The organism is Kribbella sp. NPDC000426, assembly GCF_040300265.1.
Taxonomy (GTDB): Bacteria; Actinomycetota; Actinomycetes; order Propionibacteriales; family Kribbellaceae; genus Kribbella.
The window spans coordinates 932463-946323 of the sequence record NZ_JBEPDK010000002.1; the positions used below are offsets into that span (position 1 = coordinate 932463).

Consider the following 13861-nt stretch of genomic DNA (forward strand, 5'->3'; position numbering starts at 1 on the left):
CGTGCTTCCCCTCCACGCCACGCCCGGCGACCAGATCGAGCCGTTGACGCCGGTCCGGTTGCTGACGGCATGGACCTTCGAGCCGGTGTTACTCGGCGTGATCATCGTCCTCGGCGGGCTCTACCTGTACGGCGTTCACCGGCTGCGGAAACGGGGCGACAAGTGGTCCCGGGCGCGGACATTCTCGTTCGTCGGCCTCGGGCTGGGCAGCGCCGTGATCGCCACCCAGTCGGCGCTCGGCACCTACGACACGGTGCTGATCAGCGTGCACATGGTGCAGCACATGATCCTGTCGATGCTGACGCCGTTGATGATGGCGCTCGGCGCGCCGATCACACTGGCGCTCCGGACGCTGCCGCCGCGGCCCCGGAAATGGTTGCTCTCCGTGTTGCATTCGCGGATCGCCAAGGTGCTGTGCTTCCCGCTGATCGGCTTCACGCTGTTCGTCCTCAGCCCGTGGGCGCTGTACTTCAGCGGCTGGTACGACGCGACGCTGCACTCCGCCGTACTGCACGACTTGCTGCATCTGCACTTCATCCTGGTGGGGTCGCTGTTCTTCTGGCCGCTGCTCGGGCTCGACCCGGTGCCGGGCCGGATGATCTACCCGTTCCGGCTGATGCTGACGTTCCTGACGCTGCCGTTCCACGCGTTCCTCGGGATCACGATCATGTCGGCGAACAAGCTCATCGCTGAGGACTGGTACACCAGTTTCGGCCGGTCCTGGCCGCCGTCGCCGCTGCGTGACCAGTACATCGCGGGCGGTCTCCTGTGGGGTTCCGGTGACCTCGTCGGCGTGGTGTTCTTCGCCGTGCTGTTCGTCCAGTGGGTGCGGGAGTCGCAGCGCGAGGCGCGCCGCGAGGACCGGCGCCTGGACCGGTTGGAGGAACAGGCTCGCCGGGCCGAACAGTCGCCCCGGTAGCATTCCGGGTGTCCAGTCTTCTTTGAACAAGCTTGGGATGGATCGATGAGTTCAGAGCGTCCGCTGAAGGTGCTGCTCTACAGCGACGACCGTACGACGCGGGAGTCCGTCCGGCTGGCCCTCGGCAAGCGTCCGGCAGCCGATCTGCCCGAGCTCGAGTACGTCGAGTGCGCGACCGAGCCGGCCGTGATCAAGACCATGGACAAGGGCGGGATCGACCTCGCCATCCTTGACGGCGAAGCGGTGCCGGCCGGCGGTCTGGGTATCGCCCGGCAGCTGAAGGACGAGATCTTCCAGTGCCCGCCGATCCTGGTCCTCACCGGGCGTCCGCAGGACGCGTGGCTGGCGACCTGGTCGCGGGCCGAGGGCGCGGTCTCGCACCCGATCGACCCGGTCCGGATGGCCCAGGTCACCGCGGACCTGCTCCGCCAGCGCCTGGCCAAGCTGCCTGCCACCACCGCCTGACGGCCATGGCCGCCTACACCTGGCCCCAGGTGCTCGGGCCGCTGCTGCGGCGCGAAGACCTGGAGGCCTCCGCCACCGCGTGGGCGATGGAGCAGATCCTGTCGGGTGCGGCGACGCCCGCGCAGCTGGCCGGGTTCGTGATCGCGCTGCGCTCCAAGGGCGAGACGGTCACCGAGGTCGAGGGCCTGGTCGCGACCATGCGCGACTTCGCCACCCGGATCAGCGTGTCCGGCCGGACGCTCGACGTCGTCGGCACCGGCGGTGATCAAGCCCACACCGTGAACATCAGCACGATGTCGGCGATCGTCGCGGCCGGCGCCGGTGCGAAGGTCGTCAAGCACGGCAACCGCGCGGCCTCGTCCGCGTGCGGTGCCGCCGACGTACTCGAGGAGCTGGGGATCCCGCTCGACCTCACCGGGCCGCAGGTGGCCGAGGTGGGGGAGCAGGTCGGGATCACGTTCTGCTTCGCGTCGGCGTTCCACCCGGCCCTGCGGAACGCGGCGGTGCCGCGGCGGGAGCTCGGCGTACCGACGACGTTCAATCTGCTCGGCCCGCTGGCGAACCCGGGCGACCCGTCCGCGCAGGCGGTCGGGGTCGCGGACGGGCGGGTGGCCGGGCTGATGGCCGGCGTACTGGCGCGGCGCGGGATCGACGCGCTGGTGTTCCACGGCGACGACGGGCTCGACGAGCTGACCACGCGGACGACCTCGCAGGTGTGGGTCGTCGGCAACGGGAAGGTCGAGGGGCCGGTCACGCTCGATCCGCGCGAGTTGGGGATCGAGCCGGTGTCGGCCGACGCGTTGAAGGGCGCGGACGCGACGTACAACGCCAAGGTCGTGCGGGCGCTGGTCGACGGCGAGCCGGGAGCGGTGCGGGACGTCGTACTGCTGAACGCCGGGGCCGCGCTGGCGGCGTACACGCCGGAAGAGGGTTCTGTGACGGCGCGGATCCGGGCCGGGATGGACCGGGCGGCCGAGGCGATCGACTCCGGTGCCGCGAAGGACGTGCTGGACCGGTGGATCGCTGCTTGCGCTTCGGTGCGCTGAGTCTGCTGCGAGGGCCGGCGGGGTGACCCGCCGGCCCCTTTCGCTATTTGTTGATCTGGATCTGACTGACCTTGTAGCGGTACACGTTCTGCCAGGCGGGGGTCGATCCGGCGATGTCGGCGATCGCGACGTCCGCCGTACCGTCGCCGCGGTCGATCACCGAGATCATCACGGTGGAGAAGGTCTCCGGCAGCATCGGCACCTTGACGACGACCTTGGCGACGATCTCGTGGCCCGGGTGACCATTGACCGAGATCGCCTTGTGCGTCGTGCCCTTCATCACCTGGGCGTTCTTGTCGTACAGGCTGACGATCGCGCGCGAGCCGATCTGCACGGCGGCCTCCTTCAGGCCGGCCGCGGTGTTCTTGTACGGGATGTCCGGCGGGAGCTGCCCGAACGCGGTGTAGTTGCCCCAGGAGGCGCCCTTGCCGTTGTAGTTCTTGTGCACGGTGAGCCAGATCGCGGCGCCGCCCCACAGGCCGGTGGTCTCGCCGTAGTTGCCCCAGGCCGAGCTCATGATCGGCATCGTGTCGTTGTTCGAGGCAACCATCGAGGTGCCGAGCACCTTGCCGTACGGCGTCGGCGTCTCCGAGGGCTTCACCGATGGGCTCACGGTCTCGATCGGCGTACCACCCGAGGGCAGCGCGACCGGGCTGACAGCATCCGCCTTCGACCAGATCCAGCCCACACTCAAACCGGTAGTCGCAAGAGCGGCCACCACCAGCACGATGGCTCCCACCATCCGAGGCCGCCCGCTAATCCCAGGCAGCCCACCCCCGCCATCCCCACCAGGCAGCCGTCGAGACCTCCCCGCACCATGCGAACCACCTGCCGCATGCGAGCCACCCGCTCCCGCATGTACGCCGGAGCCCAACCCACCAGCCGCAGCCGCACCAGCCGTCCGCGAGCCCGCTGCTCCCGCGCCGTGCGAGCCCGCGGCTCCCGCAGCATGTGAGCCGACGGCTCCCGCACCGTGAGCTCCGGGCTGGCCAGCTACCTGAGCGCCTGCTGCGCCGACACCGTGTGCGCCGGCGGCTCCAGCCGCCTGCTCACCAGCAGCCGCACCAGCGTGCGCGCCCGCACCTGCTCCTGGCCCCGCCGCGCGCGAGATGGCCTGCCCGAGCGACGGTTCCCCGCCCCCGCCAGCCTGCGGCTGCCCGGCGTGCTGCCCCGGCTGAGGCCCAGTAGCCTGCGCCTGCCACCCAACCTGCAGAGGCCCCCGCGAAGGCGCCCCCTGCGGCGGCCCCCACATCTGCCCACCCTGCGGCTGCCCAGGTTGCGACAGCCCGCCTTGCGGTTGTGAGGCCTGCGGCTGACTGGTTTGCGGTCCACCGGCTTGCGGCTGCCCAGCCTGCGGCTGTCCAAGGGGGTTCAGCGGGGCGGCGTGCCCTGGCTGACCCTGCCCAGCCTGCGGCTGTCCGAGGGGGTTTGGTGGGGTGGCCTGCCCAGCCTGTGGTTGCCCCGCTCGCGGTTGACCGACCTGCGGCTGTCCGCCTTGCAACTGGCCAGCCCATGCCTGTCCAGGGGTTTGCGGCGGAGCGGCATGCCCGGGCTGAGACTGCGCAGCTTGCGGCTGACCGGCCCGCGGTTGTCCAGGGGTTTGTGGCGGGGCGGCGTGCCCAGGTTGACCCTGCCCAGCCTGTGGCTGGCCGGCCGACGGCGTACCGGGCAGTGGTTGGCCGTGGGGTTGTGGCCGGGCGGCGTTCTGGCCAGGCTGCAACCCGGCTGCAGCTCTCGTGGCCTGTGGGTGTCCGAGGGGTGGTTGCTGCGGAGCTGCTTGGCCCGGTTGGCCCGGCTGGCTTGACTGGCTTGACTGGCCGGGCTCGGGCTGGGGGTGGCCGAGAGGTGGTTGGTGCGGTTGGCCTGGTTGGCGTTGGGTTGGCTGTGGTTGCCCGGCGTGAGTTGGACGGGCGTGGCCTGGAGTCGGGTCACCTGGGCGTGGCTGCGCGCCGCTCGGCGTACCCGCCTGTGGCTTGTTCGCTTGTGGGCTGCCGGTGAACGGCTGACCTGACCACGGCTGGCCATCGTGCTCCACACCTGGCTGGCCTGGGTGCTGCGGAGCCTGGGGGCGGGCGGCGTGTTGTGGGCCGGGGTGTTGTGCTGGCGGTGGTGTGGCCCACGGATCTTCGCCCGGTGGTGTGATCCACGGTTGTTCGCTGGGCTGTTGGCCGGTTGGCCACGGTGGTTGGGGTGGTAGTTGCCAGCCTGGGTTTTGGGGAGCGGCGTGTTGGGGGCGGGTGGGAGGGGGCGGGGGTGGAGCGGGGGCGGGGGACTGGCCGAAGAGGGCGTCCGCCGAGTCCGAGGAGTCGGGGGTGTTTTGCGCAGGCTGGGTCCACGGGTTGGCGAGGGGGTCGCCGGGGGTGGGTACTGCGGGTGAGCCGCCTTCGCCGGGGCGGGGCGGGGTTTGGTCTTCGTTCTCAGCCAACGTTGATTCCCTTGTAGGCCTGGCTCTCGGCCGCCTTGAGGTCTGGGCGGTTGTTGGGGATGCCGCTGATGTAGGCGACCGCCGTACCGTCGCCGAGGTCGAAAACGGCAACCGTCAGCGTAAGCACTCGATCGGTCACTGCCGCCGACTTCGCGGTCACGGTTTGCTGGTAGAACCAGCCTGACTTGTCGGTCCGCTTCACTGCACCGTTCGCGACCGTGCGGTACGTCGCCGGGATCGACCCGTACATGCTCGTCCGCAGCTGCCCGGACAGCGTCGCCGCGGTCGCCTTCGCGTCGCCGTTGAAGCCCGATCCGGTACCGAGCCCGCCGACGAAGATGTCCGCGGTCCAGTCGTCGGCGCCGTTGACGTTCTCCTGCAGGACGATGTGCTGGCCGCTGGAGTTCAGCAGCTGCTGGACCAGGCGCTTGCGGTCCGACCACGGCGGGTTCTGGCGCGGGAACGAGATCGCGTCCGAGGAGATCCGGCCGGTGCCCTCGTGCAGCTTCGGGTTCTTCGACTGGCCCGGCTTGGTGGTGCTCTGGTTGGTCGGCGTACCGCTCGACTGTGTCGGCGTACCGGTCGGGGTCGGGTCGGCCTGCTTGTCGTCGCCTCCGCCGGTGATCAGCACGACCGCGAGGACGATCAGCAGCACCAGCGCGATCCCACCGCCGACGAACAACGGCAGCTTCGCGCCGGACCGGCCGCCGCCACCGCCGCCGGACCCCTTCGACTTCTTGGTCCCGACGCCGCTGCTCAGGTCGGTCTGCCCGCCCCAGGCCTCGTTCTCGTCCTCACCCCAGGCACGCTGCGTCTGCTGTTCCCCCCAAGCCTGCTGTACGCCGCCAGCCTGGCCACCGTGCTGCTGCTCGCCCCAAGCCTGCTGTACGCCGCCCTGCGGGGGACCGCTCTGCTGGCCACCGCTCTGCTGGCCACGGTTCTGCTGGGCAGCGTTCTGCTGGCCGGCCCAGGGCTCCCCCTGGCCGTTGCCCCACGGCTGCTGCTCGCCCTGGCCGTTGTCCCACGGTTGCTGGTCGCCCTGGTCGTTGCTCCAGGGCTGTGCGCCGTTCTGCTGGACAGGTGCCGGGTTCTGCTGGTTCTGGACCCAGCTGGGCTCAGGTGCCCAGCCGTTGCCAGCTTGCTGGTTGCCGTTCTGCTGGTCGCCAGCCTGCTGTACGGGCCAGCCCTGGCCGCCCCATTGCTGCTCGTCGGCCTGCGGACTCCACGGACCCGACTCCTGCACCGCGTGCTGGTCGCCAACACCCCAGCCGTTGTCCGCCGGCGGCGCCTCGTTTCCCGCGGCACCCTGCTGCGGACCCCAAGCCTGCTCACCGCCCCAACTCTGGTCCGGCTGAGTCTGTGCCGCGTCCCAGGGCTGGCTCTCCTCGGGCTGCTGCTGGGTCGGCTGGTCGCCCCAGAGCTGGACCGGTACTGGCTGCTCCTGTGTCGCGTCCTCTGCGTCCGGCATCGTCCACAGCGGCGCGGCGGGATGGTCCGGTGTCTGCAGGTCCTCTTCGTCGCTGGCCTCGACGCCCCACGACGGCTGATCACTGGACTGCTGTTCCTGCTGTTCGTCCGCCTGGCTACCCCAGTCCGGCTGCAGCTGCGCGGCAACCTCAGCCGCATCCGCCGCCTGAACCTCGGGGTCCTGCTCACTGACGTCACCCTCAGGCTGGACATCTTCCTTCGGCGTCGGCGCGAACCGAGGCTGCTCGGTGAAGCTGACGTCCGACCAACCCTCCGTCGCCTCAACAGGCTCACTCGGCGTCGGAGCAAGCTTCAGCGTCCAGCTGGAAGGCTCCGCGGCCTCCACAGCCTCGGCCGGTACGTCGGCAGCCCCCCGCTCCGCCTCGAGCTCCTCCTCCGTGACCTCGCGCTGCGTCCAGTGCTCCGGGGGAGCAGGCGCGATCTCCGGCGCACCCCACGTCGCCTGGGCACGCTCAGCCGCACTAGGCCCCGCGTCCTGAGCAGGCTCCTCAGGGGTCACCGCACGCAGACGCGGTCCACCGTTCGCCCGAGTGCCGTCGTCGGTCGGCTCGAGGTCCCAGAGTTGGGGAGTAGCCGTCGGCTGCCACCAGCCACCAGGCCCCGTCTCCCCGTCCCGAGACTCCTGGACAGACTCCTGCACCGACTCGTGCACCGGTTCCCGCGCCGGCTCGTGCGCCGACTGCTGCACGGAACGCAGCCCGGGACCAGCCGTCTCACCGACGACCGCCTCCTGCCGGACCGGATCAGGCTGATCCGCAGTGTCTTCCTGCTCGATCTCGGTCTGGTTGGTCCACTTCTCCCCGTTCCAGAAGCGGATGGTGTTCGGCTGGCCGGTGGGGTCGGGGTACCAGCCGGCAGGCGGATGGCTCATCCGCGTCCTCGGTCGTTGTCGGCACGGAACTGGCCCCGGACGTTCATGTGTTCACCGTAACTTCAGCTCGTGTCAGTCGGATCGATCAGACCGGTCGTCAGAGACCGTTCTCCTCGCCGAGGCTGAAGGCCGCCTCCAGGTCGTGGCTGGAGTACGCGCGGAACGCGATGTGCGTCTCGGTGCTGAGTACGCCGGGCACCCGGTTGACGTGCTCGGGGATGACCGTGGCCAGGTCGTCGTGCCGCGCGACCCGGACGAGCGCGATCAGGTCGAGCCCGCCGGTGACGGAGTACACCTCGCTGACGCCCTCGATCGCCGCCACCTGCTCGGCGACCTCCGGGATCCGTGCGACGTCGGCCTTGATGAACACGATCGCGGTGACCATGCCGTCCTCTCCTCAGAGCTCACACTTCAACCGGCTGAAGCATAGTGCGGTCGAGGCCCCGCAACGCCGTCGCCGTCGGTTCGTCGGCGGGCAGGAACGCCTCCATCCGCAGTTCCGACACCGTCACGTCGATCGCCGTGCCGAACCTGGTCAGCGTGGTGATGAGATGCAGGTCACCGTGCGGGGAGCGGAGCTGGAGCGGTACGGCGAGACCCAGGTCGTCGGGCGCCGGCCGGGGCGGGACCAGGGCCGTCAGCTCGTGGATGAGGGCGACGGCTGCGGGCGACGGGTTCTGCGCGGCCTCGCGGGACAGCGCGTCGATGACATGCCAGGACCACTGGGCGAAGTTGACGATCCGGGGAGCGAGACCGGCGGGATCCAGCAGCAACCGGGGGATGTTGACCGGCGCCGCCAACAGGCGAGCGTCCACGCCGGCGATGAGGGCCCGGAAGGCATGGTTGGCGAGGACGAGGTTGCCGTTGCGGTCGACGACCACCGCCGGGAACGGGCGGTGGCCTTCGAGGATCGCCTCCAGCGCCGTGCGGATCGCGCCGAGACCGGGCGCGCCGTACGGCGTCTCGTCGTACGCCGGGGCGTAGCCGCCGGCCACGAGCAGTTGGTTGCGCTCGCGCAGCGGCACCTGGAGCGACTCGGCGAGCCGGATGATCATCTCCCGGCCCGGCGCCGAGCGACCGCTCTCGATGAAGCTGACATGCCGCTGCGTCGTCCCCGCACGGATCGCCAGCTCGAGCTGGCTCACTCGTCGTCGGTTCCGCCACGACCGCAGGCCGACGGACAGCTCTGATCCCATACCGCAGTTCTAACGCACGCCACCGACAATCCATACCCAGCAGGGAATTGTCCGCCCCAGCCGTGCCCGGCAAGGTCGTATCCATGAACAGCAAAGACCTTGCGAACCGCTATGTAGCAGTCTGGAACGAGCCTGACGCCGACACCCGCCGAAAGGCGATCGAGGAGCTGTGGACGGCGGACGGCGTACACCTCCTCGAGCCGCCTGAGGAGATCGTGAAGCGCGCCACCGAGATCGGCGTCACCGCCAGCCTGGAAGCCCGCGGTTACGCGGAGCTGGAGCGCCGGGTCACCCGCGCGTACGACGAGTTCGTAGCGCCCGGGCAGTACGAGTTCGTGCCGCACGGCGAGGCCGCCGGGCTGCGCGACCTGGTGAAACTGCGCTGGGCGATGGTCCCGGCCGGCGGGGGAGAACCACTTGCCATCGGCATCGACCTCCTCCTGCTCGCCCCGGATGGCCGAATCCTGACCGACTACCAGTTCGTCGAGGCCTAACCCACCCGGGCAGGCCCCAAAGGCCGCAGGTGGCGGCGGCGTTCGGTGGGGTGGTGATGGGCGTCGGAGTGGGAGTTGTCGAGGCGGGTGAGGTGCCGGCCGGCGCCGCTGACCGGGCAGGTCCAGGTGCCGTCCATCTCGACCAGGCGGATGCCGGGGAGCTCGAGCCAGCGCAGGATCAGCTCGATCTCCTCCGGCGAAGCCGCCGCCACCGGGCCGATCCCCGGCAGCACGGTCTCCGCCGAGGCGCGCAGCATCTCCAGATGCGGGCGCGGGTCCGTGCCACGCGGCGTGAACCCGGCCGCCGCGAGCCGGCCACGCCGGATCACATGCAGCTCCCAGCCGCCGTCCTCGGTCCGCCGGGCCGCGCAGATCTCGGCGCAGCCGGTCACCGACGCCATCCGCTGCATCCGCGCCGAGCTCCGCACGAACGCACTCAGCCGATCCCGGTGGACGGCGGCGTCCTCGAACCGCTCGTCCGCCGACAGCACATCGATCCGCCGGTCCAGCGCGTCGACCACCGGCGTCGGATCCACGGTCAGCGCGGTCCGCAGCGCCGCCACGAACTCGCCGTACGAATCCATTGAGATCCGTCCGTCGCACGGCGCGACGCACCGGCCCATCTCGGCCAGCACACAAGGCGACAGCGACGGGTGCTTCGACATCCGCGCGGTGCACTGCCGGATCGGGAACGCCTCGTGCAGCGCGGCCATCGCCCGCTCGGCCGTCTTCCGCGAGCTGAACGGCCCGAGGTACCCGGCGTCGTCGTCACGCACCTGTTTGACCAGCGACAGGCGCGGAAACGGCTCGACCGTGACCTTCAGCCAATGCTGCCGCTCGGGGAACTTCGACCGCCGGTTGTACCGCGGCTTGTGCTCCGCGATCAGCCGCAGTTCCCGGACCTCGGCCTCCAGCGGCGTGCCGCACTCGATACCGCGGACGCCGGTCGCGATGCCGACCATCTCGCCGATCCGGTTGCGGGTCTCCGAGGCGGTGAAGTACGACCGGACGCGGGTGCGCAGGTCCTTCGACTTCCCGACGTACAGCACCTCGCCGCGGTCGTCCGTGAACAAGTACACACCCGGTGCGTGCGGCAACGTTTCGGCCAGGTGGCGCTTGGCCCGCACCGCCGGCGCGACCCGCGACGAGTACGTCTGCAGGTCCTCCAACGTTTGCACACCCAACGAGCCGACCCGCTCGAACAGCCCGTGCAGTACGTCGACCGTGGCGCGCGCGTCGGACAATGCGCGGTGGTTCGGTGACGTCGTCGTGCGGAACAGTTTGGCCAGCGTCCCGAGCTTGCAGTTCGGCGCCTCGTCCGGGGTGATCACGCGCCGCGCCAGCAGCGCGGTGTCGACGACGGCGAAGTCCGGCCAGTCGTAGCCGTGCACGAGGCTCTCGTGCTTCAGAAAGCCCATGTCGAACGGCGCGTTGTGCGCGACCATCACGCACCCGTGCGCGAACTCCAGGAACGCCGGCAGCACCGACTCGATCCGCGGTGACGTGGCAACCATCGAGTTGGTGATGCCGGTCAGCACGGCGATGAACGGCGGGATCGCCTCCGAGGGGTTGACCAACGTCTGGAACTCGCCGATCACCTCACCGGCCCGCACCTTCACCGCGCCGATCTCGGTGATGCCGCCCTCGCCGGGCGGATTGCCCGTCGTCTCGAGGTCGACGACGCAGAACGTGATCGCGTGCAGCGGCGTACCCAGGTCGTCGAAGCTGTGCTGCACACCGCGGATCGGCATCGCTGGATCCGCGGCCTGTGCATGCCCTGGGCTGGTCATGGTCACGACGCTAAGAGCCGCCACCGACAATTCCGCAGGTGACACGCCTGCGAGTCGACTAGGCTCTCTGTATGCGTACACAGGCGATCACTGCGAATCCGGGCCGCATGCCCGTCCGCCGTGGTCTGCGTCACTGGTCCAGCAGCAGCTGCCAGGTAGTCGTTCCAGCCGGACTGCGGACCGGTGACTGAGGCCGGCACCGCCGCGAGCTCCGCCGCTACGACTTTGCCTGAACCGGTCCGGCAACGCGTCCTGACCCTCGCCGCGCATGCACTCGGCCAGCTCCCCGCAACCGACATCCCGGCACCGCTGCGCCGGTTCGCCAGCTTCGCGCCGGCGAAGCGGGCCAAGCTGTCCGCCTCGGTGCTCGGTCCGATCCTCGAGACGGACGACCACTTCCGGAAACTGACCGCCTTCGAGGTACGGCGGGAGCACCCGGAGCTCGGCGATGCCGTTGCCGACGGCGTACCTGTTCCGGCCGCCGACCCGGTCGAGGTAGCGGCGCTCGCGTACCTGCTGCGCCCGGACGACTGGGAGCAGCACATCGCGGCGGCCGCCCAGCTCCCGGTGGAGAACCCGCGCGCCGACGACGAGGCTGTCCACCGGCTGGCCGACCAGCTCGATCAGGCCCGCACCGAGACCCGTCAGGTCCGCGAACGTCTTCGTGAACAGGTCAACGAGCTCAAGGCCGAGAACGTCACGCTCCGCCGCAAGCTCAACGAAGCACGGCAGAAGATCACCGGTCTGCACACGGATCTCGAACAACGCACCAAAGAGGCCGAGAGCGCCGATGAACGTGTCGACGCCGCCCGTGCCGAAGTTGAGCGGGAGCTGCGCAAGCTGCGGACCCGCATCACCGAACTCGAGGCGGTCGAACACGCGGCACGCCGTACTGCGGGGCAAGAACGCGAGCTGGCGTCGACGCGCACCCGGCTGCTGCTCGACACGTTGCTGGAGGCAGCGAGCGGGCTGCGTCGCGAGCTGGCCCTGCCGCCCGGGGGAGAGCTCCGCCCTGCCGACACGGTGGCCGGCTCCGAGCCTGACGCGGCCCCGGTCGGACGTACGGCGCCCGAGGACGACCCGGCCTTGTTCGACGAGCTGCTGGCGTTGCCGCAGGTGCATCTGATCATCGACGGCTACAACGTGACGAAGACCGCCTGGCCGAACTCGCCGCTGCATTCGCAACGTCAGCGCCTCGTCACCGCGTTGGGTGCGTTGGTCGCGCAACGTCGCGTCGAGATCACGGTGGTGTTCGACGGCGCCGAGTTGTCGGGCCCTGTGCAACTGAATCCGCCGCGCGGGGTCCGTGTGCGGTTCAGCCCGGCCGGTGTGATCGCCGATGACGTGATCCGGCAACTTGTCCGCGCCGAACCGCCGGGCCGCCCGGTCGTGGTCGTGTCCACCGACCGCGAAGTTGCCGACAGCATCATCAAACTCGGCGCCCGCGCACTCTCCGCGACCAGCCTGATAGCACGGATCGCCCGCACCTGAGAACAGAAACCCCGCCCCACCCCGGGCGAAGCCCGGTTCTGTTGTCCTTCAGAAATTGTCGGCGGGGTTCTCTAGCGTCCTTCTCAGCCGGATGCAAGTCCGGGTGCTTCCCCACTTGGAGGATGTTGTGCTGATCGACTGCGACGCCTGCGCGATGAAGGGTCCGGGCTGTCAGGACTGCGTGGTGACGGTTGTTCTCGGATTCGCTGCGGAGCGCGAGGGCAGCCTGCGCATCGACGACGACGAGATGGCCGCGCTGGACGCGCTCGCCGATTCGGGCCTGGTGCCACCGTTACGCCTAGTACACGCCGTCAGCAGTGTCGAGCTGGATGCTGCTGCCCAAACCCCTTCCGATGAAGGCGAAACGATCGTTGGGTCGGGATGACGCTTCGTTAATTTTCGATCAAACCCGAGGGGCGAATTGCACTGGTCACGAAACGGTCACTACTGTTACGTCTCGTTGCCTCAGGGTGTCGGCCGCTCCGGCCGACCGGGCAGCGGCAAGCCGAGGGAGTGATCCGGTCCGCGCAGGGCCTGGTCAACGGGGACGGCGCGAGCAGAGGAAGGGACCGACCGGGCTGTGTCCATCGGACGCATCAACCGCACCAAGGGAATCGCCCTCGCCGCCATCACCAGCACCGCTGTCGCTGCGGGAGTGATCCTGATCCAGGGGGCGGCCAGTGCCGACCCCGCGCCCACGCTGGACGAGGCGAAGAAGCAGGTCGCTGCGCTGCAGCACCAGGCTGAGGTCGCCGGTGAGTCGGCGAACGACCTCCGCGGGCAGATCACCGCCTCCGGTGCGCGGGTGGCCGCCCTGAAGGCCGCTATCGCCAAGCAGCAGGGCCAGGTCGACGGTGTGAAGCGGCAGATCGGATCCCTGGCGGTCGCCGGCTACCAGACCTCGGGCATCTCGACGACGGCGCAGCTGCTGCTGTCGACGAACCCGGACCAGTTCCTCAGCCAGGCCTCCACCGCCCAGGCCTTCGCCGGCCAGCAGAACTCCGCGCTGCGCCGCTACCAGGTCGCTCAGGGCAAGCTCACCGACCTCCAGGCCAGCGAGCAGACCGAGCTGGCCGCGCTGCAGGCCGTGCAGGCCAAGCAGGACGCATTCAAGAAGCAGATCCAGACCAACCTCGACAACGCGGAGAAGGTGCTCGACAAGCTCAGCGCCGCCGACCGCAAGCGGATCGAGGAAGAGAACGCCAAGGACGCAGAGAAGGCGCGCAACGAGCGTCCGACCCGCGACGGCGACCGGGAAGACAAGGACCTGCCGAACGTGCCGGCCAGCGGCCGCGCGGCGATCGCGGTGAACGCCGCGCTGTCCCAGCTCGGCGACCCCTACGTCTGGGGCGCCGACGGACCCAGCTCCTACGACTGCTCCGGCCTGATGATGTACGCGTGGGGCAAGGCCGGCGTCTCGCTGTCGCACTCCTCGAAGGCGCAGACCGGTGAGGGCCGCCCGGTCAGCAAGTCCGACCTGATGCCCGGCGACCTGATCTTCTACTACTCCCCGGTGAGCCACGTCGCGATGTACCTCGGCAACGGCCGGATCGTGCACGCCCCGCGCCCCGGCAAGAGCGTCGAGATCGCCCCGATGGACGAGATGCCGTACAACTCCGCGGTCCGCCCGGGCTGACCTGCGCCCTTGACATACTCTGCGGCTCCGGGGGATCTCC

General features: G+C 69.8%; 12 protein-coding genes. 7 read left to right on the forward strand and 5 right to left on the reverse strand.

Features of this window, described 5'->3' with window-relative positions:
- Position 1 precedes the first annotated feature (1 nt).
- From ABT313_RS12185 to trpD, 3 genes are read left to right on the forward strand one after another with little or no spacing between them, the layout of a single operon-like run.
- Complete coding sequence (locus tag ABT313_RS12185) at positions 2-919, forward strand: cytochrome c oxidase assembly protein (RefSeq protein ID WP_350851459.1); 918 nt, start codon at positions 2-4, stop codon at positions 917-919.
- A gap of 45 nt (positions 920-964) precedes the next feature.
- The gene (locus ABT313_RS12190) at positions 965-1384 is read left to right on the forward strand and encodes an Rv3143 family two-component system response regulator (RefSeq protein WP_350851460.1); all 420 of its coding nucleotides are present in this window, start codon (positions 965-967) and stop codon (positions 1382-1384) included.
- A 5-nt stretch (positions 1385-1389) separates the two neighbouring features.
- Positions 1390-2430, forward strand: a complete 1041-nt coding sequence (gene trpD, locus ABT313_RS12195; protein ID WP_350851462.1) for an anthranilate phosphoribosyltransferase — start codon at positions 1390-1392, stop codon at positions 2428-2430.
- Between the two features lie 43 nt (positions 2431-2473).
- Here trpD and ABT313_RS12200 read toward each other — a convergent pair whose 3' ends face one another.
- The 4 genes from ABT313_RS12200 to ABT313_RS12215 all read right to left on the reverse strand — a co-directional run bounded on the left by ABT313_RS12200 (position 2474) and on the right by ABT313_RS12215 (position 8410).
- Complete coding sequence (locus ABT313_RS12200) at positions 2474-3172, reverse strand: hypothetical protein (protein ID WP_350851464.1); 699 nt, start codon at positions 3170-3172, stop codon at positions 2474-2476.
- Between the two features lie 1675 nt (positions 3173-4847).
- Complete coding sequence (locus ABT313_RS12205; protein ID WP_350851465.1) at positions 4848-7214, reverse strand: DUF2510 domain-containing protein; 2367 nt, start codon at positions 7212-7214, stop codon at positions 4848-4850.
- Positions 7215-7311: 97 nt separating this feature from the next.
- The gene (locus tag ABT313_RS12210; protein WP_350851467.1) at positions 7312-7599 is read right to left on the reverse strand and encodes an Lrp/AsnC family transcriptional regulator; all 288 of its coding nucleotides are present in this window, start codon (positions 7597-7599) and stop codon (positions 7312-7314) included.
- A gap of 19 nt (positions 7600-7618) precedes the next feature.
- Positions 7619-8410: a helix-turn-helix domain-containing protein gene (locus ABT313_RS12215; RefSeq protein WP_350851469.1), complete on the reverse strand. Its 792-nt coding sequence runs from the start codon at positions 8408-8410 to the stop codon at positions 7619-7621.
- A gap of 83 nt (positions 8411-8493) precedes the next feature.
- On the opposite strand from ABT313_RS12215, the gene ABT313_RS12220 reads away from it, so the two are divergent.
- Positions 8494-8904 (forward strand): hypothetical protein, encoded by a 411-nt coding sequence (locus ABT313_RS12220; protein WP_350851471.1) that lies wholly within the window; start codon positions 8494-8496, stop codon positions 8902-8904.
- Here the strand turns inward: ABT313_RS12220 and ABT313_RS12225 are convergent.
- Positions 8901-10694, reverse strand: a complete 1794-nt coding sequence (locus ABT313_RS12225) for a DEDD exonuclease domain-containing protein (RefSeq protein WP_350851473.1) — start codon at positions 10692-10694, stop codon at positions 8901-8903. The two genes, ABT313_RS12220 and ABT313_RS12225, sit on opposite strands and share 4 nt — an antisense overlap.
- A gap of 183 nt (positions 10695-10877) precedes the next feature.
- Here ABT313_RS12225 and ABT313_RS12230 point away from each other — a divergent pair, with 183 nt between their 5' ends.
- The 3 genes from ABT313_RS12230 (at position 10878) to ABT313_RS12240 (ending at position 13821) form a co-directional block, all read left to right on the forward strand.
- On the forward strand, positions 10878-12185 hold the full coding sequence (locus ABT313_RS12230; RefSeq protein ID WP_350851475.1) for an NYN domain-containing protein: 1308 nt from the start codon (positions 10878-10880) through the stop codon (positions 12183-12185).
- A gap of 127 nt (positions 12186-12312) precedes the next feature.
- On the forward strand, positions 12313-12570 hold the full coding sequence (locus ABT313_RS12235) for a hypothetical protein (protein ID WP_350851476.1): 258 nt from the start codon (positions 12313-12315) through the stop codon (positions 12568-12570).
- A 195-nt stretch (positions 12571-12765) separates the two neighbouring features.
- Positions 12766-13821: a C40 family peptidase gene (locus ABT313_RS12240; RefSeq protein ID WP_350851477.1), complete on the forward strand. Its 1056-nt coding sequence runs from the start codon at positions 12766-12768 to the stop codon at positions 13819-13821.
- Positions 13822-13861: the final 40 nt, after the last annotated feature.

Coding starts and splice junctions, on each gene's coding strand:
- ABT313_RS12190 (WP_350851460.1), top strand. CDS start 965: ATGAGTTCAGAGCGTCCGCTGAAGGTGCTGCTCTACAGCGACGACCGT.
- ABT313_RS12205 (WP_350851465.1), bottom strand. CDS start 7,214: ATGAGCCATCCGCCTGCCGGCTGGTACCCCGACCCCACCGGCCAGCCG.
- ABT313_RS12200 (WP_350851464.1), bottom strand. CDS start 3,172: ATGGTGGGAGCCATCGTGCTGGTGGTGGCCGCTCTTGCGACTACCGGT.
- ABT313_RS12220 (WP_350851471.1), top strand. CDS start 8,494: ATGAACAGCAAAGACCTTGCGAACCGCTATGTAGCAGTCTGGAACGAG.
- ABT313_RS12215 (WP_350851469.1), bottom strand. CDS start 8,410: ATGGGATCAGAGCTGTCCGTCGGCCTGCGGTCGTGGCGGAACCGACGA.
- ABT313_RS12210 (WP_350851467.1), bottom strand. CDS start 7,599: ATGGTCACCGCGATCGTGTTCATCAAGGCCGACGTCGCACGGATCCCG.
- ABT313_RS12225 (WP_350851473.1), bottom strand. CDS start 10,694: ATGACCAGCCCAGGGCATGCACAGGCCGCGGATCCAGCGATGCCGATC.
- trpD (WP_350851462.1), top strand. CDS start 1,390: ATGGCCGCCTACACCTGGCCCCAGGTGCTCGGGCCGCTGCTGCGGCGC.